We start from the raw sequence: 24538 nt of genomic DNA, 5'->3' as shown, positions 1-24538 counted from the left end.
ATGAAAATTTATTTGTTTAAAAATGAAGATGAAATGGCTAATAGATCTGCAAAATTATTCTATGAAGAATATTTAAAAAATAGTAATTCTTTTAAAGTAATGCTTTCAGGAGGATCTACTCCTGTAAATATGTATAAAATAATAATATCTGAATATAAAGATAAAATAAACTGGGCAAATGTTTTAATATTTTTTGGCGATGAACGATTTATTTCTGAAAATTCTTCAAATAACAATTATAAAAATACTTATGAAAATTTTTTAAAACATATTCCAATACCAAAGTCAAACATATTTAAAATAAGAACAGATATTCCAATAGAAAAATCTATAATAGATTATGAAAATAAAATTATAACAAAAACTAAAAATTATAAATTTAATTTAATATATTTAGGTATAGGAAATGATGGTCACACAGCTTCTTTATTTCCAGATGAGTTAAAGAAAAAAGGATTTATCATATACACAGAAAAAGAACATGGAAATCCTCCATTAAAAAGAATCTCTGTCAACTTTGATTTAATAGAAAAAGCTGACAAAATTATTTTTATGTCAAATTATAAAAAAAAGGAAAAAGTTTTAAATCAAATAATAGAAAATTTTGAAACAGTAAAAAATAAATATCCTACAACATCATTAAAAAATCAAAATATTTATTATTTAATTGCAAAAGACGGATATTAAAATATCCGTCTTTTATAAATTAAAAATATCATTCAAATTTTACTATTATATCTGGATCTAAGATTCTAAATGTGAAAGACTCCATAATAAAAAATTTTATCTTATCTTCTGTACAATTATGATATCCTATAGAAAAATCTTGTCCAACAATTAATTCTATGTCTTCATATTTTAATGGCATTAAAATAGCTCCATCTAAAACATGGGACAAAATTATTTTTGTTCCTAAAGATTCTTCTATTTTCTTTTTTAATGGATAATTATCAGAAAATTTATTTATTTTTTTCCAATTATCTGGTCCAACAATTAAAACTAAATCAGATTTAACATATGAACTTCTCAATTCAAGAATTCCTTTTGCAAGTGATTCCATAATTTCAGATGATGAGTTACCAAATTCAATTTTATTTGAAGATGTTTGAATTATACCTTTTATATTTGCTTGCGATAAAGAATTATAAATGGCATTTTCTTCAAAAAGAGCCGCTCTTTTAACAGCATCTTCCAATGGTGAAAAATCTATATCTTTAGCTCCTCTAAATATGTTATCTAATTCCCATCTGTTCAATTCAAAATCTATTCTTTGTTCAACTAAAGGTTTTACTTTATATATACCGAAATTAACTCCTTCTTTACTTTCTTCAACTGCAATTCTTCCTTCTGATAAAACATTATAATCAATTCCAAAAGGACCTATGAAGTTAACTACTTTTCTGGCAGATAAATACGAATTAAAAACATCTTTAGCTCTTTCGTCTATTTCTGACCAAATTTCTTTTGAAATTGGAGCTAAATCTCTTTTAAATATACTCATAAATTTAAACTCCCCCTCTTTTTATTTATTCATGTCTTTTATTCCTAAAGATTCATCTTTTGAATCTTCACTTTTTTCAATTTCTTCTTCCAAATCTGTTATATTTCCCTCTTTAAAAAGGTATGTTTTCATTTCTTCATCCCAACCATCCATATTTCTTCTAAGCCATTCAAGTGTCATAACAGCATGTTCTATTTCTTCATCTCTATTATGAGCCATAATAGATTTTAATTCTTCATTTTCTGCGAGGGCAACTCTTTGATTATACCAATCAACTGCCTCTATTTCTTCTTTTAAACTATTCAAAGCTCTTGTTAAATCTCTTGTTCTTTGATCTAAAGCATCATATGATTCATGATAATCTCCCATATTTTCCTCCGGAAAATCCGGATTATCACCTACCTTTAAATAAAATATTAGTTTGTTCTAAGTACCATTATAACATTTTTTCTTTATATATTTTTAAACATAAAGTAAAACACCCTTTTAAAAATTAATATTATACAATTTTAAGAAAAAATCAAAAAAAATATTGTATAATAATATATGAAATATATTTTTCTATAGTATTAATAATGTAATACTATTTATAAAAATATTAATATAATTATACAGGGGGACTATTATGAATTTTAGACCTTATTATTTTAAAAATAATAAATCTTTTTTTATGTCGATTTTTGATAAAATAAACAAATTTCTTGATAAAAACTATCACAAGATAAATGATATTTATGAATTGAATGAATATGATGCATATTTAATGATGTTATATATAGATTCAATAGGAATAAATTATATTTATTGGGATAATTTTATAAAAAAAATAAATAATATTTTAAAAATAAATAATGATACAAATTCAATTGAAATAATGCAAAATGTATATCTTAAACTTATAAATGAAATAAAAAATACTTCTCATTATACAAAAGATAAAAATTTAAACTTGATTTTAAATGATATATTTGAAATATATATAATCAATTATAATGACAAAATAAATACCATTTTAAATAAAATGAACACCCTCGAAAAAGAAAATTTTATTGATTATATTTTAAAATCTAACTTAAATTCTGATAAAAGTGAAATCCCAGAATATAATTTGTTTATTTTTCATGCCATACAAGAAAATAATAAACTTTTCGATGAATATATAATAGATCTTTTGAAATCAATATACAAAAAAAGTCATGATTCAAAAGAAGAAAAAAAATCTTTAAATGAACAATCAGAAAATATTTTAAAAAAAGTGGATTATGAATTTTTATTGAAAGAAAATGAAAGACTTTCGAAAGAAAATTCCGAATTAAAAAAACTCTTGAAACAAATACTTCATAAAATAGATGATGTTGTTTAATTAATTAGACAATTTGTATGATATAATAAATTTGACTTAATTCTTACAAAAAGGGGATTTACCCCTTTTTACCCTTTTATTAAAGGAGGTTAAAAAATGAAAGACTTAAAAGATATAAATGAATATCTTAAATCTAAAGTAAAAAAAGGTAAAAAAAATTATGCTGTTCCAAAAAATTGGATGCCAGAAAATTATTCGGGTGATGTTAAATTAAATGGAAGAAAATTTTTCTTAAACCCTTATGAATACGTTTCCAGCGTTATTGATGAAATTTTAAAAAACTCTGATGAAAAAAAAGATTATTCTAATCCTTTGTCTTTTATAAAAGAAGAAAAAGATCCTTCATGGGTAAATTTATCAACTATGTATGGGGCACATATAAGAGCTACAGCTGCATATATACATGATCAAAAAACTATTTTTATGCCTATAGATAAACTCGGATATACAGAATCTGGTACATATTTAAAAATGATCGCTATGATACCTTATTTTAAAAAAATGAATATCGATTGTATATATCTTCTACCTATAAGCCAAAGCTCTAATAAATTTAAAAAAGGTGAAGTGGGATCACCATATGCAGTAAAAGATTATTTTAGTGTGGAAAAAGATTATAAAGATACTCTTTTGGATGATGAATTTTCATCTAATCAACAATTTGCAGCTTTTGTACAGGCCTGCCATATAATGGAAATAAGAGTTATGTTAGATTTTGTTCCAAGAACTGCTGCAAGAGATAATAAATTAATATTAGATCATCCAGAATGGTTTTATTGGATAGACTTAAAAGAATTAAATTCTTATGCACCACCAAAAATAAAAAATTTAAAATTTGAACAACCTACAAAAGAAAATTTAGAAATTTTATATAATGATGATGAAGTAAAAAAACATCTATCTAAATTTAGATTTGATCCAAAAACTACAAACCCTAAAAAATGGGAAACTTTTTTGAAAAAAAATAAGGATAATCCTGATTTCTTTGATGAATTAATAAAATCATTCAAAATTATCACTGTACCAGGTTTTTCTGATTGGATAAACGATACTCAACCCACTTGGGATGATATAACATTCTTAAGACTCTATTTATCTCATCCTGAAGAAGCCGAAAAATATTTACCTAAGAATCAACCTCCATATGTACTTTTTGATGTTGTTAAATCGAGTAATTTCCCAGGTAAAGAAAAAAATCAAGAACTTTGGACATTAATTTCAGATATAATGCCATTTTATCAAAAAAATTTTGGTATTGATGGTGCAAGACTTGATATGGGACATGCTTTACCTTCTGAGCTTGAAGATATGATAATAAAAAAAGCCAAAGAATATGATCCAGCTTTTGCTATAATAGCAGAAGAATTGAATATGGATAATCATAACAGAGCTAAAAATAATGGTTATGATGGAATTTTAGGCAATTCTTGGTGGTCAGAGCCTCGTATAGATGAGGGATGGACTAAAAAATTCGTTTCTAAAATAATGCCTGAACTTTCTTTACCAGCATTTGCAACCTCTGAAACACCAGATTCGCCAAGAGCAATAACAAGAAAATATGGAGAAAATTTCTCAAAACTTTCTGCTGTAATAAATACATTTATGCCAAATGGGATAACTTTTATAAATTCTGGATCAGAGATATTCGAATCTCAACCTATGAACACAGGTCTTGATTTTGAAAAACCTTTAGAAGAAAAATTTAAATACTTAAAACCGGATGATCAATTTTATGGGAAACTTGCTTTTTTTGATTGGTATGCTCTTCATTGGGATACAGATCATCATATGATAAAACTCTTAAAATATCTTGGGAATATAAAAAATAATCATAAAAATCTATTATTGAAAAAAGAGAATTATAGATTTTTAGATTTTGGAGAAAAATCATTCGTGATGTTTTGGTGGGATGGAAAAGATGGAATAGTAATACCAATAAATTTAAACTTTGATAATCCTTATTATTTTGAAATTAATCTTGGATATCATACATGGAGAGGAAATCATTCCATAAAAACGACTATAGAAAATTATAGAAGAAGCGAAAGCTCTTGGGATATAAATGATGGAATACTGAGAGTAACAATAAATCCTGGAGAGGCTAGAGTATTTACTATTAAATGATAAAAAATATCCTGTGAAAATAAATTAAAAATATTATTCACAGGATATTTTTTTATTTTTTATTTTTTTACAACTAAAAATATTTCTATTTCTTTTCCATCTAATAATGTTCCAGCAAACTTTAATATATTTCCTTCTACACTAACTCTCATTTCTTTTCCTTCAACAACAGAAGGAGGAGTTATGTCTATTGAATATCCTACTTTTTCAAGTGATACAGCTATTGCACCAGATATCATATTTCCCAATTCACCTATGGCACTTATTGCCATATCATCAACTTCGGTTAATTTCATCATTCCACCCATCATACTATTTACTATTTCTAATGAAGTTTCAGAAGTTAAAGTATATATTACATTCCCTTCTAAAACTCCATTAAATCCTATTGTTGTAACTATTTCATATGTTTTTTCAATTGTTTTAACAAGTTTAGGGCTTTGTAAATTTATATCTGTTTGTGCAGCTGATTTAAACGTATCTGTCAAAGAACTTAAAACTGAATTGATTATTTTTACATCTATCATATTAATACCTCCCAAATACTTGATAATAAAATTATAACATTAATTGAATATTTTATTTAAACGTTTATTTTATTTTATGTTAATTTTTGAATTTTTTTAAAAATAAAAGGGATTTCTCCCTTTTATTATTTTATTTTATATGTTGTTCCTTCAATATTATCTTTTATTTCTATTCCTATTTCATTTAATTTATCTCTAATATAATCAGACATTTCATAGTTTTTTTGATTTCTCATTTTATTTCTTATGTCTATGAGAAGGTTTATAACTTCATCAGAACTCATATTCTGCTTTTCAATATAATTGTCCTCAAAAATTCCAAATATTGGGCCAAATATATTCTTCAAAAGATGATAATTTTCAAGTATATTTTTTTTATTTTTTTGCTCAAGTGATTTATTTAATTCTTTACTTATATCAAATATTAAAGCAATTGCCTTTGTTGTATTAAAATCATCTGAAAGATATTCTTTAAAAATATTTATTTTTTCTTTCATATAATCTGTATAGGCTAAATATGGTATATCATTTTCAAATAAATCTTCAGTTTTTTTGAGTGTTTCATTGAGTCTATCAACTGATTTTTTTTGAGATATCAATCCTTCTTCACTGAAATCAAGCGGCGATCTATAATGTTTAGATAACATAAATATTTTTAATGTATCTGCACCATATTGTTTTACTATATCTCTAACAAGCCATATATTTCCAGTAGATTTTGACATTTTACTTCCAGAAAGCTTTAACATTCCATTATGCATCCAATAATTGGCAAACTCACACCCATGTCTTGCAACAGATTGTGCTCTTTCATTTTCATGATGGGGAAATATCAAATCATTTCCTCCTGCATGAATATCAAAAGTTTTACCTAAGATTTGAGTTGACATTACAGAACATTCTATATGCCATCCAGGTCTTCCATCACCCCAAGGACTGCTCCAACTTGGTTCGTTTTCTTTTGATGCCTTCCATAAAGTAAAATCTAGAGGATCTCTTTTATTTTCAGAAATTTCTATTCTACTTCCAGAACGCATATCATCCGGATTTCTATGAGAAAGTTTTCCATAATCTTCAAGTTTTCTAACATCAAAATATACATCATTATTTTCTGATTTATAAGCATATCCTTTTTTAATAAGATCTTCTATAAATATTACTATTTCATCTACATAATCTGTAGTTTTTGGATGAAAATTTGCAGGTCTTATATTTAAAAGATTTGAATCTTTCCAATATTCATTTATAAATCTTTCTGGAATTTCTTTAAAAGGAGTATTTTCTTCATTTGATTTATTTATTATCTTATCATCTATATCTGTAAAATTTTGAACCATAGTAACTTTATACCCTGAAAATTCTAAGAATCTTCTAAAAGAATCAAATACAATCATAGGTCTGGCATTTCCAACATGTATTATATTATAAACAGTTGGTCCACATACATATATTTTAACATGATTTTTTTCTATAGTTTTTAATTCTTTTAAACTTGAAGATAAAGTATCATAAATTCTTATCAATATTCAATCACCCTTTCGAATCTTTCTAAAGCTCTTGCTCTTCCTATTAAGTGTATGGACTTCACAAGATCTGGGCCATGGAATTCATTTGTTAAAGTTTTTCTTAGAGCCATATAAAAAGATTTTTTCTTAGGTTTATTTTCTTTCATAGCTATTTTTAGATTTTCAAGCACACTATCTGATGTCCATTCATCATCATTTAAAAATAGTTTATAAGCTTGTTTAATAGCTTCTTTAACACCTTCATCATTTAGATACCCTATGAATTCTTCATCTTCCATATTTATTTTAAAGTCTTCTATAAATATTTTTAATTCATTTGGAATATCATTTAATTCTTCTGAAGATGTTCTAACAAGTTCTATTGCTTCAAGAAGCCATTTTTTATTGTTTTCACATTGTTCTTCTGTTAATATACCACTTTGAACTATAAAAGGAATTGATAATTTATATATTCTATCGAGTTTTGCACTTCTTATATAGTTTCCATTCATCCATTTTAATTTTACATCATCAAATACTGCTGCACTCGAATTTACTCTTTCAAGTCCAAAATTTTCTATCAATTCATTTATATCTAATAATTCTTTTCCTTCTGGATGTGACCATCCCAATAATGCTAGAAAATTTACAACAGATTCTGGTAAATATCCTCTATTTCTAAATTCTTCTGCAGAAGTGGCACCATGTCTTTTAGATAATTTTTTTCCATCTGGTCCCAATATCATAGAAACATGAGCAAATTCTGGTAATTCTGAGTTAAAAGCTTCATATATGGCAACTTGTCTTAATGTATTTGATAAATGATCATCTCCACGTATCACATGAGTTATTTTCATCATCATATCATCGATTACAACAGCATAATTATATGTAGGAAAACCATTACTTCTAATCAGTATAAAATCTCCAACAGATCCTTCTTTGAATATTACAGGACCTTTTATTAAATCATTTAATTTATAATCTTTTCTTGGCATTTTAAAAAATATAACAGGTGTTAATCCCTTTTCTTTATATTCCTTTTTTCTTTCTTCTGTATTATATACTTTAAGCATGTCATAATTATAATGAGGAGCTTTTCCTTGAGACAATAATTCTTCTCTTATACTTTCCATTTCTTCTGGATAAACATAACATTCATAAGCTTTTCCTTGTTCAACAAGCTCTTTAGCTTTTTGAAGATAAATTTCTGTTCTTTCCGTTTGTCTATAAGGGCCATAAGAACCCCCAACATTAGGTCCTTCATCCCAATCTAAACCTAACCATGTTAGAGCATCTATCAATTGATCCTCAGATTCTTTAGTAGATCTCTCAACATCTGTATCCTCTATTCTCAAAATAAATTTTCCATTATGCTTTCTTGCAAATAAGTAATTGAATAAAGCTGTTCTTGCTCCTCCAACATGTAAAAAACCAGTAGGACTAGGAGCAAATCTTGTTCTAACTTCCATTTCATATTCCTCCCAATAATTTAGCTCTTGTATATGCAGCTATAGTTTTTGCATCATTTATTTCACCATTTTTTATTAATTCTTCAAACTCATCTAAATTCATTTCTATTATTTCTATAAATTCATCTTCATCAGTATGTTGATGAGTTTTTCTCAAATTTTTAGCTAAATAAAGATGTATTATTTCATTAGAAAATCCAGGTGTAGTATATATATATCCAAGATATGTCCAATTTTCAGATATATATCCAGTTTCTTCTTCGAGCTCTCTTTTACCACATTCTATAGGGTCTTCTTCCGGAGAATCAAACTTCCCTGCAGGTATTTCAAGAAGATTTGCTCTAATAGGAAATCTATGTTGTTTCGTCAAAATAACTTTATTATTCATATCTTCAAAAGCAAAAACAGCTACTGCTCCAGGATGCAAAACAAGTTCACGAGTTGATTGTCTACCATTTGGAAGTTCTACTTCATATTTTCTAACATCGAGAAGGTTTCCTTTAAATATCTGTTTTTCAGATATTTCGATTTCTTCAAGTTTCATAATTATTACTCCTCACATTTAGATTATAAAAATAGCCTATAAGCTTTTTGCTTTAGGCTATAACTTTATCCCTGATACTATTGTTATATCATCTTCAGGTGTATTATTGTTTAAAAATAAATTTAATTCTTTTTTAATTTGGTTTACTAATTTGTTAGGATTTATCTCTTTAAGATTATTTATTATATTTATTATATTTTCTTCAGAAAATTCTTCTTTTTTAGAGTTATGTGCTTCAACTAATCCATCAGTATATATTAAAAACATATCTTCTTTATTAAATTCAACACTTATTTCATCTATATTTTTTATGTTTTCTATAAGGCCCATTCCAAGTGGTAAATTAGTATTTCTTATTATTTCTGTTTTTTTATTTTTTCTTATTATAAAAGGTTGTCTATGTCCAAAATTAATTATTTTAATCTCATCTTTTTTTATTTTAAAAAAAACAGCAGTAAAATAAGAACCATCATTGAATATATTTTTTTCTTTTTCATCGAGATATTTCCCGAGTTCACTTATATTAACTATTTTCTTTTCGTATATCAAATTTTCTATTTCTTGTTTAACAAGTAATGACAACATGGCAGCAGCTGCTCCATGCCCTGAAACATCTATAACATAAATAAATTTAGAACCATCAGTCATATCAAGAACCCCAAATATATCTCCGGAAACGTTAAAAGATTCTTTAAAATACCAATCCAATTCTATATTATCATAAATTTTCTTCTTAGGTAACATGGCGTATTGTAATGTTTGAGCTGTTTTTAGATCATTTTCAAAGAGTTGTATATAATTTTTTAATTCTTTTTGAGCATTATAAAGTTCGGCATGAGTTTTAATTCTCGCAACAAGCTCCTGAGGCTCAACTGGTTTGATTATATAATCAACAGCACCAAGTTCAAAGCCTTTTTCTTTGTTTTCTATTTCATCGAGAGCACTTATTATTATTATAGGAATTTCTTTTGTGAACTTATTCTTTTTTAGAAGTTCACAAACCTCATAGCCATTCATTTCCGGCATCATTATATCCAACAATATAACATCTGGAAGAATTTCTAAGGTTCTTTCATATCCAATTTTCCCATTTTTAGCTTCATAAAATTCAAAATTCGAATCTTTTTGAAGTATTGTTTTTACAAGAGTTCTTATTATCATAGAATCTTCTATGATCAAAACTTTAAATTTTTTATTTTTTTGTATCATCCATATCATCCTTGCTAAACCCGTAAGGAAGCAGTTCTTTTGTAGAAGTTTTTTTTATTTCTCCATTTAAATTAGCAAGATAAACTTCATAATCTCCAAATTCATTCATAACTTGTCTACAAGCTCCACAAGGGCTCACTGGATCTGGGGTATCAGCAATTACAAATAAAGCTTTAAACTTTCTTTTCCCTGAATTATTTGCTGAAAAAATTGCATTTCTCTCTGCACATATAGAAAGACCATAAGAAGCATTTTCAACATTACAGCCTGTAAAAATTTCATCATCTTGTGTAAGTAATGCAGCCCCAACTTTAAAATTAGAATAAGGTACATAAGCATTTTCTCTTGCTTTTAAAGCTTCTTTATAAAGTTTCTGAATCATCATCTCTGTCATTTTCATCACCTTTTATATTTACATCGGGAACAACAATTATCTTAACTTTATCTATTTTATTAACAGTAACAGATATAACTTCAAATTCATAATTTTCAAATATTATATGTTCGCCTGGTTTTGGAAATCTTTCGAGTTGTTCTAATAAAAAACCACCTATAGTTTCAAAATCTGTTTCTGGAAAATCTATATCTAATTCTCTTTCTATATCATTTATAGGAGTAGAACCATTAACAAGTATAATATTTTCATCAATCCTTGTTATATTAGATTCTTCAATTATATCATCATATTCATCAAGAATTTCTCCTGTGAGTTCTTCTATTACATCTTCAAGTGTTACCAATCCTGCAGTTCCTCCATATTCATCAACAACTATAGCCATATGAGTATGATTTGTAAGAAACATCTTGAGAATATCTTTAACTTTCATGGTAATCGGTACAAAAAAAGGCTTATGTGAGATCTTTAAAACACTCATATTTCTTAGTTTATCTGAATCACTAACTTCATCCATGAGTTTAAAAATATCTTTTGCATAACATATTCCAACTATAGTATCAAGACTTTCTCTATAAATAGGAATTCTTGAATAACCATCATCATTTATAATTTTAATCAAATCATTTATTTTTTCATCATCTTCAAGTGAGACCATTTCAACTCTTGGGGTCATTATTTCTTTTACAGAAGTTTCACGTATTTCAAGACTTCTTTGCATGAGATATTTCTCATACTTTTCAATTACCCCTTCTTCATGTCCCATATCAAGATAAGTCATTATTTCACTTTCTGTCACAAAAGGAGGTGTCTGACCAAATCCCTTTCCACCAAATATTTTTATTACTACATTTGACAAATTAACAAGTATCCATACAACAGGAGTTAAAATATAATTTAAAACATTTACTATTCTAAATGAGAATTTAAAAAATTTTTCTTTATTTTCTCTTGCATATACTTTAGGGGTTATTTCACCAAATATTAAAATCATTAATGTCATAAAACCCGTTGCAATACCAACAGCAACTCCTTTAGAGTTTGGAAGAAGATTTGCAACAAACAATGTAGTAAGTGATGATGCCAAAATATTTACTACATTATTTAAGATTAAAATAGTCGTTAAATATTGATTTGGACTATTCATAAACTTTTGAAGCATACTTTTTTTCTTTTCATCTTCTTCATTTTCGAGATAATCCTTAAGTTTTCCTCTTCCCATAGAGGTGAATGCTGTTTCAGAACCTGAAAAAAGTGCCGATAACATGAGTAAAACAAATATAAACATAAGTGAAAATATCAGCTGCGAGCTACTTTGGGGGTCGTCCAATTCCCACACCTACCTTTTAATTTTTAAGTTATTTTTTTAAATCCATACCCAATAGCTTCACTATTGGGTAGAACTATTATAAATGCATTTGAATCTATTTCTTTTATCAAAGATTTAAGTATTCCAATCTCAGATCTCGTTATTGTAACCATTAAAATATCTTTATCTTTTTTAGTGTAACCACCTACACCTTTAATATATGTAATTCCTCTATCTAAATCATTAAATATACTTTCTTTAATTTTATCATGATATTCACTTATAATCAAAAAAGTTTTTGATGAAGATAAACCATTAACTATACCATCTATTGTCTTCGCTGCTATAAAAATAGTTATTATACCATACATTGGTAATATAGGATTTATAAAAATAGAAGATGCCGTTATCAAACTATCTGATATTAAAAGTCCCGTACCAACAGATACAGAAAAATACTTGTTGAATATCATTGCAAGAATATCAGTACCACCAGTAGTTGCACCTCTCCATATAACAAGTCCCATTCCAAATCCCGATATAACTCCTCCATAAACAGCTGACATCAATATTATATCTATATTATAACTTTGACTTTGGGCTATTAAATTCGGTATCATTTGATCCATCTCAAAAAACTGTTGTAATACATCAGTAAAAACAGACAAAGTAATCGCTGAAAATATACTTTTCATCCCAAATCCAAGTCCTAACAACCAAAAACCGAGTGCAAAGAGAATTACATTAAAAACTAACATTTGTAATCCAATCCACCAACCGAACAATGAATTCAATACTATAGCCAATCCACTAACTCCACCAGCCACAATATTGTATGGAACAAAAAACAGTACAATTCCAATTGCTGTTATCAGCGTACCTATAGAAATTATCACATAATCAACTATCGTTTTTTTGAGATTATCATTCAACCGAATCAACCTGCCTTTATATATCTAATTTTTTTATTTTGGCTATCTCTTTAAGATATTTTTTTTCTCTCATAGAAGGTTTATTTATCTCCACATTAAGTTTAACATAAATATCCCCTCTTTTTTTACCTGTAAAATTAGGAAGGCCAAGATTTTTTAATCTTATTATGGTTCCGGGATTAGTACCTTCAGAAATTTTTTCTGTAATATTACCTTCTAATGTAGGTATTTTAATAGTTCCACCCAAAGCAGCAGTTATATAATCAACTTTTATCTCTGTTTCAAGATCTGCTCCATTTCTTCTAAATTTAGGATTATTTATAACTTTTATATGAACTATTAAATCTCCATTAGGTCCTCCATTTAATCCATTATTACCTTTCCCAGTTATCTTTAATACATAACCATCTTCTATACCGGCAGGTATTTTAACACTAAGTCTTTCTTTTTTATAATTTTTTCCACTTCCACCACAAACACTACACTTTTTACTTATTATCTTGCCTTGTCCATTACAAGTAGGACAAGTATAATTCTTTACAAAAGTTCCAAAAAAAGTTCTTTGTTCTTCAGCTATTTGTCCTCTACCATTACATCTTGGGCATGTACTAAAAGCAGTTCCTCCCTCAGCACCTGTACCATTACATGATGTACAATTTTCATATCTACTATATTCTATTACTTTTTCTACATCATATAAAAGTTCTTCAAGTTCAAGCGTAACAGTTGCGTGAATATCTTGACCTTTAGAAGCTCTCTGAGTTCTCGTTCCTCTCGAACTTCCGCCTCTTTCATTTCCAAAAAACATATCAAAAAAATCTGAAAATGGTCCTCCAGCATCTCCAAAATTGCCAGATCCACCTCCAAAAAAATCTTTAAATATGTCTTCTACACCACCTGTATAAGAACCATTTCCACCATTTGGCATACCACCCTCAGGTACAAATCCAAATCTATCATAAAGTTTTCTTTTTTCAGGATTAGATAAAACTTCATAAGCTTCTTGAACTTCCTTAAATTTTTCTTCGGCAACCTTTTTATTTTCTAAATGTCTATCTGGATGCCATTTTTTAACAAGTACTCTATACGCTTTTTTTATGTCTTCTTGAGAAGCATCTCTTGAAACCTCAAGAATCCCATAATAATCTTTTTTTTGAGGCATTAATTTTCACCTTCTTCTTTTTTAGGATTATCTTCTTCAGCCTCTTCTTTAACTGAAATAACAACTTTTGGTTTAATTGCAACAACAACTCTAGCTGGCTCTATGACTCTACCATTAAGTTTATATCCTGGATTTTCTGTTTTATAAACATGGTACTCTTTAATTTCATCAGTTTCATATTTATCAGACACTTCATGTTCAAAAGGATCAAAAATATCTCCAGATGATGGTTTTATAAATTCTAATCCAGCATTTTCAAAGGATTTATTCATATCTTTTTCTACCATTTCTATTGCTTTTGGAAATTGTTCATCTTCTTTATAATTTAAAGAAATTAACAATTTTTCATATGGTACTAAAAAACTCCTTATCAATTTTTCTTTTTCTTTTAGTTTTATATCTTTTTTTTCTTTTTCAACGAGTTCTTTAAAAGTTTCAAAATCACTTTTTAAATCAAAAGCATAATTTTTTAATTTATCATTTTCAATTTTAATTTTTTCAAGATCTTTTTTTAATTCTTCATTTTCTTTCAATACTTCTTCGATGTTTAAAATATCCTCTTTCTTTTCTTCCTCAACGACTTCATTAAGTTCTTCTTCTATCTGTTCAACAATTTTCTCATCTATCTTTTTATTCACTTTATTTTCAATTTTTTTATTTTCCTTTTTGCTCATTAAAAGCACCTCCAACACATATAATTTTATAAACTAAAGATTTTTTGATATAATTTCAGAGAACCTAGAAGTATATTCTTTGATTGTATTATAAATTTTTTCATAATCAGAATATTTTTCAGTGATAAATAGAAGTCTACCTATAGAATTCGATGACATACAATAAGATGTATAAAAAAAAGCAAAATTTCTTAAAGACCTAAAACCTATATCATTTCCAAAAAAAACTTTTATATCTCTTGAATAGTCGAGATCTTTAAATATCTCATCTTTTATTTCATCATTTTCTATTATCATACTCAAACTTTTTATACTATCATAACCGGGTTTGTGAAAAGAAATTATCTTTTCAAGCCCATTAATTATATATTTATTTCTTGAAAATTCATTTAATAGAACCTCAATTAGATTATACATATTTATTACTCTTATATCATCAGTTTGAAAATTTTGATTTTTTATGGCCTCAAAAACAGAATTAAAAGATTTTCCTTTTAGCCCTATATTCAACATCTCTTCTAATTCTTTATAATGAGGGAGACCATATATATCAACAGTTCTTGTTATAGTCATTCCAAGATTTGTCATAAGATTTACAACATAATTATAATCTGTAAGAGGTGTAACAACCGCTCTTGTTATGTAAATATATTTGGGATTTGGATATTCAAAAAGAACCATTCCGTTAAGAATATCTGATATCATTTTAGATATATTTTCATACATGAGATTTAAATCATAAAATTTATAATCTTTTGGCATTTCCATATATGTTCCATTTTTTGAATAAGCTTCATCTATAATATTAAAATAAAGAAACAATGCAGCATCTGTGGGAATTCTTCCACCACTTGTATGCTGTTGATATATATACTTTAAATGTTGTAGTTTTTGCATATCATTTCTTATAGTTGCACTACTGGCTTTTATACTAGAATTACTCAAAACATCATCTGAACTAACAGGCTTATGTTCTTTAATATAAATCTTAACTATACTTAATAGAACTTCTTTTTGCCTGCTCGTTAATTCCATTCCCATACTTTTTATCACTCCTTTTTTATGAGTGCTAATTATATGATATCAATAAATTTATTTATTGTCAAATAGAAAAATAAGAGTTAAAATAATATAGATAAAAGAATTTTAGGGGGTATTAAATATGAGAGTTGAAAACGTATTAGAAAAACTTTCAGATATTATCTTAGAAAAGAGTGATAAATTAATTTTATCTAAAGAGCTCAATTCTGTAACAGATAATAGCGAAAATATTAACAAAAACGATGTTTTTGTTGCAATTAAAGGTTACAAATTTGATGGTCATAATTTTATAAAACCGGCAATCAAAAAAGGATGTTCTTTAGTTATAATAGAAAATAAAAGCTATATATCTGATTTGGATTTTCCTTATATACTGGTTTCAGACTCACGTGTTGCCCTCGCCAGACTATCTCATCTTTCAAATGAAATAGACTCAAACGAGTTTAAAATATTTGGTGTTACCGGGACAAATGGAAAATCTACAAGTGTTAATATACTTCATCATTTATTAAGAGAATCAAAGATAAATTCTTCTTTATTGAGTACAGTTGAAATTAAAATAAATGATTTGCTAATTGAAGAACCATACAATACAACACCCAGCATAATTAAAATATCAAATTTACTTAAACAAAGTAAAGACAAAGATGTAAACTTTATAAATCTTGAAGTATCATCACATGCAATTTCTCAAAAAAGAATTGAAGATATTTATTTTGATATTATATCATTCACAAACATAACAAGGGATCATCTCGATTATCATTCATCTTTTAATGAATATGAAAAAATAAAACTTTCTCTTGCAAATAATTTAAAACCTGATGGGAAAGTGATAATAAATTATGATAATTTTGATATCAAGAAATTCGAATTTATAGATTCTAAAAAAATTATAACTTATGGTTTTTCAGATGATGCTGATTATGTTATTAAGGAATTAAATCAAAGTATATACCAAATGAATTTCAAATTGATCACACCTGATGAAGGGGAAATTTCTATATATTCTTCCATAATAGGAAGTTTTAATGCTTATAATATAGTAAATTCCTTGATAGCGGCAAGACAGTTTGGACTCAGCTATGAACAAATAAAACATGGCATAATTACTTTTAAAGGAGTTAGAGGTAGATTTGAAATAATTCCAAGTTCAAAAGCATTGGGTTTTTCTGTTGTTATTGATTTTGCTCATACTCCAGATGCACTTGAAAATGTTTTAAAAAATGCAAGATCATTAACAGAAGGAAGAATAATCCTTGTATTTGGTGCTGGTGGTAATGCAGATAAAGGTAAAAGAAAGATAATGGGACAAATAGCGAGTGAATTATCCGACATAGTTGTCATAACCAATGATGATCCAAAAGATGAAGATCCAGATAAAATAATTGAACAGGTAAAAGAAGGAGTAAATAAAGAAAAAAATTTCATAGTCATTCCAGACAGAAAAACTGCTATAAATGCAGCTATTAACTTTGCAAATCGTGAAGATATAGTAATAATAGCTGGAAGAGGACATGAAAAATTCCAACTTTTTGGTGGTGGAAAACAGATTAAATTCTCTGATTACGATGTAGCAGCAGAAGCCATAGATGGCTTGAGAAGGAGTATGAAAAAATGAACTTGATAGAATTAAAAAATAAAAAATATTTTTTTCAAACAAATTCAAAAGATATAAAAAAAGATGATGTTTTTATAGCTTTAAAAGGCGAAAAAAATGATGGTCATAACTATTTAAATGATGCGTTCCAAAGGGGCGCATCTTTTGCTGTTGTTGAAAAAGATATACCATTTAAAAATATTTTAAAAGTTGATAATGTGTTAATTCATATATTAAAAGAGACTTCAAAATTAGTAAATAATAATAGTAAATTAAAAATTGGTATAACGGGATCAACTGGGAAAACTACAACTAAAGAATGTTTACATCAAATTTTGTCAAATACTCTAAGTATATTTTCTACTCATGAAAACTATAATACAGAAATAGGAATTCCTTTAAGTATATTAAATTATTATAATAATGAAGATGTAGCAATACTTGAAATGGGTCTTCAGAAAAAAGATGATCTTAAGTTTTTATCTAATTTTTATGATTTAGATGTAGCATTTATAACTAATATAGGTACATCTCATATAGAATTTTTAGAATCTAAAGAAAATATTGCTTATCAAAAATCTTTGATAACTAAAAATATGAAAAAAGGTCTTGTAGTTTTGAATGGAGATTATGAAAAATTATTGGATTTTATACCAAAAAATTTAAATATTATAAAATTTGGTAAAAAAGATTCTAATGATTCTGTATTAAAAGATTTTGAATACTCAGAAAATAAAACAAAAGTACTCTATAAAATATTTGGTAAAGACGTATTTTTGACTTTGAATAATATTTGGTCTGAAGGTCAATTAATAGATTTATTGGCGGTTATTTCATTTTGTATATTCATTCAAATCCCTATAGATCCTTATTTTATATCTAATATAGAGTTACCATCAAGTAGATTTGAAATAATTAAAACTGATAATTGTACTATAATAAATGATTCATATAATGCCTCTTTCGAATCTTTTAAAAGTGGTTTTGAATCTATAAAAAAATATACTTCTAAAGATAAAAAAATATTAATAATGTCAGAAATCAAAGAATCTGGTGAATATTCAAAAGAAATTCATATAAAAACAATAAAACTGGCTCAAAATATATTCAATGAGATTTATTTTTTAGATCCCGAAAATAAATTTAATTATTTAAATAATATAAATTTTATAAAAAATATAGAAGAAGTTAAAGAACTTATAAATAACACTAAAGGTATCATATACATAAAAGGTTCTAATTCTACAGGCCTTTATAAATTCATGAAGGAAAGGAGTTATTTATGATAGAGATATTATCTATTATAAGTTTTTTTGTTTTGATCTCACTTTATCCAAAATATATAAATTGGTCAAAGAAAAAACAATATGGTCAATACATTAGACAAGAAGGTCCTGATTTGCATAATTATAAACAGGGTACTCCCACTGCAGGTGGAATTTTATTTTTATTTTTTATTTCAATATTGAATCTAATTTCTTATTATTTATCTTCAAATCCAATATATTTAATAGTATTTTTCAGTTCAATTTTATTTGGATTTGTAGGTTTTATAGATGATTTTTTAAGCATATTCAAAAAGAATTCTTTGGGCCTTAGATCTTATCAAAAATTATTACTGCAAATAATTTTTTCTTTGATAATTTTTTATATAGTAAATAAATTTAATCCTCATACTTATTTAAAAATACCTTATATAGATAAAACTTTAGATTTGGGATTTTTTTACCCTATTTGGGCTGTTTTATTTTTAAGTGGTTTATCTAATTCAACTAATCTTTCAGATGGATTAGATGGATTATCTTCTGGACTATTTATAATTTCAACTATAATGACAGTAATAGTAAGCAAAGCACCTATTAATCTAATATATACAATAGTTTTACCTGTAATTGCGTTTATGATGTTTAATATTAAACCGGCAAAAATATTCATGGGAGATACAGGTTCTTTAGCTTTAGGAGGAATATTAGCCTCTATTTCAATATATTATTCCACAGAAATTTTTGCAATATTTACATGCTTTGTATTCATTGCTGAGATGTTTTCTGTAATAATTCAAGTTTTGAGTTATAAAATAAGAAAAAAGAGAGTCTTTTTAATGGCACCTGTTCATCATCATTTTGAAATGAAAGGGTGGCATGAAGAGAGAGTAGTCATGAATTTTTGGATTATAAATATATTATTTGGAATTTTAATAATCGGAGGTTAACATGAAAATTTGTCTCGTTGGATTTGGAAAAAGTAATAAACAATTAGTAAATATATTATTAGATCAAGGACATGAAATATATATCAGTCAAGATAATAAATTAACTGAAGAAGATATATTTTTATTAAAAAAATATGATATTCCATATGAAGAATCTCATGATAAGATGTTAAAAAATTGTGATTTAGCTATAATAAGTCCAGGGGTGAACCCTTACGGAAAAGCTGGAAAAATAATCTTTGAAAATAACATAAATTATACTACAGAAATAGAGTATTCATGGAATTTTATAAAAAAAGCAAATCCTAAAAGTATTTTTGTCGGTATAACTGGAACAAATGGCAAAACAACAACAACGAGTTTATTAGGTCATATATTACATTGTAATAATTCTGAAGTTTTTGTTGGAGGAAATATTGGCGTTCCACTTGCAAACGCACCTATAAATGCTAAGTACTATATTCTTGAAGTGAGCTCTTTTCAACTTTTTTGGTCTAAAAACTTTTCTCCAGAAATTTCAATACTTTTAAATCTTGCTCCAGATCATTTAAACTGGCATAAAGACTTAGATGAATATTATGATAGCAAATTTAAAATGCTCAAAAATACTCAAAAAATAAATGGTTTAAGTATAATAAATAAAGATATACAAAAAAATATAAACGGCAATAATATATATGCTTTTTCTAAAGATTTTTTAAAAAATTCAAATATAATCATAAATAATAAAACAATAAAAGTAGAAAATGAGTTTTTAAACTTTGATATTTATAAAGAAAATACTGTGGCCGCAACCATTGCTGCTTATAATTTGAATATTCCAATTAGTAACATAGAATTTGGTCTTAGATCTTTTAAAAATTTAAATCATAGAATTGAGTTTATAAAAACTTTAAAAGGCGTTTCTTTTTATAATGATTCAAAAGCTACAAATGTACATGCTGCTGTAAATGCATTTAAAAGCTTTAGAAATAAAGTTTATACAGCATTTTTATGTGGAATACCAAAAAATGAAGATATGAGTTCTTTAATAGAAGAACTTGAAAAAAATTCAAAAAACATTTATGTTTTTGGAGATATGATATCAGAAATTAAAAAATACAATTTATCTGATAAATTTATATTTACAGAAAATGTAGATAAAGCTTTATATATGGCTTTCAAAAATTCAATTCAAAATGAAAATATAATTCTATCTCCAGCTGGTGCAAGTTTTGATCAATTTAAAAATTATGAAGATAGAGGAGATTATTTTAAAAAAATAGTTAACTCTTTGGAGGGATAACTATGAAAGAAAATCAAAAATCATTTGTTTTTTATTTTATTTTACTTGGTATAACCCTTATGTTGGGTGTTTTTTTCGTATATAGTGCCTTATATGCTATGGAAGATGCAAAAGGATTTGATCCAGATAGAAAACTAACGATGTATATCATATCTATGGGTATAGGTTTTATAGGTGGTTCTATAGCTTTTATATTTGGTAATAAATTGATAAAAATCCCCATATTCATGATAAGTATGTATACAATAATGCTGGGAGCTCTTTTTGCAGTCATGTTTACTTCTCCAATTGCTGGAGTTAGAAGATGGATTACACTGGCTGGTTTTCAATTTCAGCCGAGTGAACTTGCAAAATTTTTATTGCCAGCATTTTTAATATTTTATTATGATTTTATAAGAGATTCAAAAGAAACAATTTTTAAAAATATTTTAGTTCCTATCTTTATATCTTTACCTGTAATACTTTTAATAATGCAAGAACCTGATTTAAGTACTGCTATAATAGTTTCTTTTATAGCTTTTTTAACTATGTTAATATCTATTAGAAATAAAAAATTAATAGTTATATTATTAATAATTGCTATAATATTTGGAATAACGGCAATATATTTTAAAGATATATTATTAACAGATTATCAATTAAAAAGATTGGATAAAGAAGATAATTTCCAAACCTTGCAATCATTAAATGCCATTAAAAGTGGAGGTCTTTTCGGGAAAACGCCTTTTGCTGGAGATTTTAAATATATGGTTCCTGAATCTTACAGTGATTTTATAATGTCAATAATAGGAGAAGAGTGGGGTAAAGTAGGAATAATAATAGTGCTAACTTTATTTTATTTTCTATCAAGAGAATTAATAATGATGTCTTATAAAACAAAATCATATATTGCTTTTTCATTTTCAACTATAATAGCCATATGGCTTTTTATACAGGTCACTATAAATGCACTTGTAGGACTTGGTGTACCTGGTGTTCCAGTAACAGGAGTAACCCTTCCTTTGATGAGCTATGGAAATTCTTCATTAATAATTACTTTAACATCTATAGGTCTATCTTTAGGACTCATATATTTTAATTCCGGAGGAAAAAGTAATGAAAAAAATTAAAGTTGTAGTTGCCGGTGGAGGAACTGGTGGTCATTATTATCCAGCATTGGCTGTACTAAAAGAACTTAAAAAGAAAAATGATTTAGAAATTTTATACTTTGTAACTGATGGTAGAATAGAAGAAAAGAAACTTCCTAAAGATATTCCAGATGCAAATATTATAAAAATAAATATGAAAGGTTTGATAAGACCTATTTATAATCCTAAAAATATTCAAAGATTATTTCATGCTTATAAAAAATATATAGAAATTAAAGATGAAATCAAAAAATTTAGTCCAGATTTTGGTTTTTTAACTGGTGGATATATTTGTGGACCTGTTGGCTACTCATTAAAGAAATTAAATATTCCTTTTTATGTTCATGAGCAAAATTCAATAATGGGAATAACCAATAAAAGACTTTCTAAATGGGCAAAAAAAATTTTCACTTCTTTTTATTTTAAGGAATTTATACAAACCGGAAATCCCGTAAGAATATCTGATCATGATATTAAAAGAGAAAATCTAAAAAAATATGGTATAGAAAATATATCTAATAAAATATTACTTGTATTTGGTGGAAGTTTGGGTTCAAATAAAGTTGATGATATAATGTATGAAGTATATAAAAAATCTTCAATAAATACAAAATTTATTCATATTACAGAAAATGATAATAAATTCAAAAATTTTAAAAATGTTTTTTGTTTTAAATATATAGATGAATTATATGAAATAATATCTGTTTGCGATGGAATAGTATCAAGAGCTGGTGCTACAAGTATTGCTGAGATCAAATTTTATGATCAGAAAGCTATATTAATACCTTGGAGTGGTGCTTCAGAAAACCATCAATATTATAATGCTCTTGAACTACAAAAAAATGGTAAAGCAATAATAATAGATGAAAAAAAACCAAATATAGAAGATATTTTAAATTTTATAAATAAAATAAATATCAAAAATATAAATTATACATGGCATACAAAAAAAGATGTTTCAACAAATGAAATTATAAATAATATAGATGAAATTTAGGAGGTTCTCATGAAGTATTACTTTTCAGGAATTGGCGGGATAGGTATGAGTTCTCTCGCTTTATATGCAAAATATACAGGTCATACAGTATATGGTTCTAATAATGAAGAAAATGAAAGAACGAATTATCTTCAAAATCAAAATATAAATATAAAATTTGAACAAAATAAAGATATACCCGATGTAGATCTATTTATAAAATCAACTGCTATAAAAAATGATAACCCTGAAACAATAGCGGCTAAAGAAAAAAATATAAAAATATTATCGAGAATGGAATTTTTAAATACAATTCTTAAAGAAAATCATAGCATAGGTATAACGGGTACAGATGGAAAAACAACAACTACTGCTATGACAGCAAATATATTTATAAATGCTAAAAAATCTCCAACAGTTTTTTTAGGCGGTTTGCATAAATCTCTAAAAGATGGAAACTTTAACTTTGGGAAAAATATTTTAATATCTGAAGTAGATGAAAGTGATGGGTATATAAAATATGCCTCTTCAAATACAATACTTGTAAATAATTTAAGACCTGATCATTTAGAACATTATGATAATGATTTTGAAAATTTAAAAAAATCTATAAAAAATTATTGTAAAACTTCAAATAAATTTTTATTCTTTAATTACGATGATCCAATTTTAAAAAAATGGAAGAATGAATTCCAAAATATTATTTATTTTGGAATAGACGAAGATGCCGATTATATAATGAAAAATAGAAAGCAAATAAATTCTCATCAAGAATTCGATATGTATAAAAAAGATATATATCTTGGAAAAATAACTTTATCTATGCCAGGTATCCATTATGCTTATGACGCTTTGGCAGCTGCTTCCATTTCTTTAGAATATGGAATAAAATTTGAAGATATTCAAAGATCTTTAAAAAAATTTGAATCTGTTGGTAGAAGATTTAATATACTATATTCTAATTCTAATAAATATGTAATAGATGATTATGCTCATACTCCTGAAGAAATTTTTCATACTATTGAAGGTGCTAAAGAATATTTCCCAAATAAAAAAATAATAACAATATTTCAACCCCATAGATATACAAGACTTCATAGACATAAAAATGATTTTGTAAATGTTCTCAAAAATTCTGATGAAATAATCGTTTACAGAATATATTCAGCCTTTGAAGATCCCATAGATGGGATAGATGAAAATTATATTTGTCGTTTATTGAAAGAAAATGGAAAAAATTGTTTATTTTTTGATATTGACAATGATATGATCGATTATCTAAAAGCAATTAAAGAATCTGTCTTTTTATTTGTTGGTGCTGGTGATATAACAAAAGTAGCTTATAAACTGTCTTCTGAACTTTTAAATTCACATATAAAATAAAACCGAATAAAATTATCGCATTTATGTATTTTTTTGTAATATTTTAGTTTCCTTTTGTTTTCTTGACACTTTATAATAAATATGTTATTATATATTTCGGTTGGCGAAACAAAAACAACAAAAGCCCCCATCGTCTAGCGGCCTAGGACATTGGCCTTTCACGCCAAAGACACCAGTTCAAATCTGGTTGGGGGC

Annotated in this window: 23 protein-coding genes and 1 tRNA gene; 11 read left to right on the top strand and 13 right to left on the bottom strand. The window is 26.3% G+C overall.

The genetic code is table 11. The features are described 5' to 3' along the window. Complete coding sequence (gene pgl / locus PWP28_RS05095) at positions 1 to 687, top strand: 6-phosphogluconolactonase (RefSeq protein ID WP_305081466.1); 687 nt, start codon at positions 1 to 3, stop codon at positions 685 to 687. A 28-nt stretch (positions 688 to 715) separates the two neighbouring features. Here pgl and PWP28_RS05090 read toward each other — a convergent pair whose 3' ends face one another. Further along, on the bottom strand, positions 716 to 1501 hold the full coding sequence (locus PWP28_RS05090) for a family 1 encapsulin nanocompartment shell protein (RefSeq protein ID WP_305081467.1): 786 nt from the start codon (positions 1499 to 1501) through the stop codon (positions 716 to 718). Between the two features lie 21 nt (positions 1502 to 1522). After that, a complete protein-coding gene (locus PWP28_RS05085) occupies positions 1523 to 1870 on the bottom strand; it encodes an encapsulin-associated ferritin-like protein (RefSeq protein ID WP_109604344.1) in 348 nt (115 codons plus the stop codon). 256 nt (positions 1871 to 2126) lie between these two features. Between PWP28_RS05085 and PWP28_RS05080 the strand changes: the two genes are divergently transcribed. Continuing rightward, the gene (locus tag PWP28_RS05080; RefSeq protein WP_109604345.1) at positions 2127 to 2864 is read left to right on the top strand and encodes a hypothetical protein; all 738 of its coding nucleotides are present in this window, start codon (positions 2127 to 2129) and stop codon (positions 2862 to 2864) included. A 96-nt stretch (positions 2865 to 2960) separates the two neighbouring features. Further along, the gene (locus tag PWP28_RS05075) at positions 2961 to 4988 is read left to right on the top strand and encodes an alpha-amylase family glycosyl hydrolase (protein ID WP_109604346.1); all 2028 of its coding nucleotides are present in this window, start codon (positions 2961 to 2963) and stop codon (positions 4986 to 4988) included. 59 nt (positions 4989 to 5047) lie between these two features. Here PWP28_RS05075 and PWP28_RS05070 read toward each other — a convergent pair whose 3' ends face one another. From PWP28_RS05070 to PWP28_RS05020, 11 genes are all read right to left on the bottom strand, one after another. Then, positions 5048 to 5515 carry a chemotaxis protein CheX gene (locus PWP28_RS05070; protein ID WP_109604347.1) on the bottom strand — a complete coding sequence of 156 codons (468 nt, stop codon included), beginning with the start codon at positions 5513 to 5515 and terminating at the stop codon, positions 5048 to 5050. Between the two features lie 125 nt (positions 5516 to 5640). Then, a complete protein-coding gene (gene cysS / locus PWP28_RS05065) occupies positions 5641 to 7035 on the bottom strand; it encodes a cysteine--tRNA ligase (RefSeq protein WP_374045482.1) in 1395 nt (464 codons plus the stop codon). Continuing rightward, a complete protein-coding gene (gene gltX, locus PWP28_RS05060; RefSeq protein WP_109604348.1) occupies positions 7035 to 8492 on the bottom strand; it encodes a glutamate--tRNA ligase in 1458 nt (485 codons plus the stop codon). Before gltX ends, cysS begins: the two co-directional genes overlap by 1 nt. A 1-nt stretch (position 8493) precedes the next feature. After that, entirely contained in the window at positions 8494 to 9036 is a 543-nt protein-coding gene (locus PWP28_RS05055; RefSeq protein ID WP_109604349.1) for an NUDIX domain-containing protein, read from the bottom strand. A 57-nt stretch (positions 9037 to 9093) separates the two neighbouring features. Then, positions 9094 to 10245, bottom strand: coding sequence for a fused response regulator/phosphatase (locus PWP28_RS05050; protein WP_308644358.1), 1152 nt, complete (start codon positions 10243 to 10245; stop codon positions 9094 to 9096). Next, positions 10229 to 10630 (bottom strand): cytidine deaminase, encoded by a 402-nt coding sequence (locus PWP28_RS05045; RefSeq protein WP_109604444.1) that lies wholly within the window; start codon positions 10628 to 10630, stop codon positions 10229 to 10231. Before PWP28_RS05045 ends, PWP28_RS05050 begins: the two co-directional genes overlap by 17 nt. Then, the gene (locus tag PWP28_RS05040) at positions 10608 to 11927 is read right to left on the bottom strand and encodes a hemolysin family protein (protein WP_109604351.1); all 1320 of its coding nucleotides are present in this window, start codon (positions 11925 to 11927) and stop codon (positions 10608 to 10610) included. Before PWP28_RS05040 ends, PWP28_RS05045 begins: the two co-directional genes overlap by 23 nt. Positions 11928 to 11992: 65 nt before the next feature. Further along, a complete protein-coding gene (locus PWP28_RS05035) occupies positions 11993 to 12880 on the bottom strand; it encodes a YitT family protein (RefSeq protein WP_308644357.1) in 888 nt (295 codons plus the stop codon). A 16-nt stretch (positions 12881 to 12896) separates the two neighbouring features. Then, on the bottom strand, positions 12897 to 14042 hold the full coding sequence (dnaJ, locus tag PWP28_RS05030) for a molecular chaperone DnaJ (RefSeq protein WP_109604352.1): 1146 nt from the start codon (positions 14040 to 14042) through the stop codon (positions 12897 to 12899). Further along, positions 14042 to 14716, bottom strand: coding sequence for a nucleotide exchange factor GrpE (locus PWP28_RS05025; protein WP_109604353.1), 675 nt, complete (start codon positions 14714 to 14716; stop codon positions 14042 to 14044). The genes dnaJ and PWP28_RS05025 overlap by 1 nt, the downstream gene beginning before the upstream one ends. Positions 14717 to 14749: 33 nt before the next feature. Then, positions 14750 to 15757: a hypothetical protein gene (locus PWP28_RS05020; RefSeq protein WP_109604354.1), complete on the bottom strand. Its 1008-nt coding sequence runs from the start codon at positions 15755 to 15757 to the stop codon at positions 14750 to 14752. 121 nt (positions 15758 to 15878) lie between these two features. Between PWP28_RS05020 and PWP28_RS05015 the strand changes: the two genes are divergently transcribed. From PWP28_RS05015 to PWP28_RS04980, 8 genes are all read left to right on the top strand, one after another. Next, on the top strand, positions 15879 to 17378 hold the full coding sequence (locus tag PWP28_RS05015) for a UDP-N-acetylmuramoyl-L-alanyl-D-glutamate--2,6-diaminopimelate ligase (RefSeq protein WP_308644356.1): 1500 nt from the start codon (positions 15879 to 15881) through the stop codon (positions 17376 to 17378). Further along, a complete protein-coding gene (murF, locus tag PWP28_RS05010; RefSeq protein WP_109604356.1) occupies positions 17375 to 18643 on the top strand; it encodes a UDP-N-acetylmuramoyl-tripeptide--D-alanyl-D-alanine ligase in 1269 nt (422 codons plus the stop codon). Before PWP28_RS05015 ends, murF begins: the two co-directional genes overlap by 4 nt. Continuing rightward, on the top strand, positions 18640 to 19569 hold the full coding sequence (gene mraY, locus PWP28_RS05005) for a phospho-N-acetylmuramoyl-pentapeptide-transferase (RefSeq protein WP_109604357.1): 930 nt from the start codon (positions 18640 to 18642) through the stop codon (positions 19567 to 19569). The genes murF and mraY overlap by 4 nt, the downstream gene beginning before the upstream one ends. Before the next feature lies 1 nt (position 19570). Then, entirely contained in the window at positions 19571 to 20854 is a 1284-nt protein-coding gene (murD, locus tag PWP28_RS05000) for a UDP-N-acetylmuramoyl-L-alanine--D-glutamate ligase (RefSeq protein ID WP_308644355.1), read from the top strand. A gap of 2 nt (positions 20855 to 20856) precedes the next feature. Beyond that, the gene (locus tag PWP28_RS04995) at positions 20857 to 21963 is read left to right on the top strand and encodes an FtsW/RodA/SpoVE family cell cycle protein (protein WP_109604359.1); all 1107 of its coding nucleotides are present in this window, start codon (positions 20857 to 20859) and stop codon (positions 21961 to 21963) included. Beyond that, on the top strand, positions 21950 to 22981 hold the full coding sequence (locus PWP28_RS04990; protein ID WP_109604360.1) for a glycosyltransferase: 1032 nt from the start codon (positions 21950 to 21952) through the stop codon (positions 22979 to 22981). Before PWP28_RS04995 ends, PWP28_RS04990 begins: the two co-directional genes overlap by 14 nt. 9 nt (positions 22982 to 22990) lie before the next feature. Next, positions 22991 to 24343 (top strand): UDP-N-acetylmuramate--L-alanine ligase, encoded by a 1353-nt coding sequence (gene murC / locus PWP28_RS04985; protein ID WP_308644354.1) that lies wholly within the window; start codon positions 22991 to 22993, stop codon positions 24341 to 24343. A gap of 123 nt (positions 24344 to 24466) precedes the next feature. Next, positions 24467 to 24538: transfer RNA gene (locus tag PWP28_RS04980), tRNA-Glu, on the top strand.

This window comes from Oceanotoga sp., assembly GCF_030445905.1.
In the GTDB taxonomy this organism is placed as follows: domain Bacteria; phylum Thermotogota; class Thermotogae; order Petrotogales; family Petrotogaceae; genus Oceanotoga; species Oceanotoga teriensis.
Note: the sequence above shows the minus strand (reverse complement) of the source record. Positions and strands in the feature narration are given on the sequence as shown.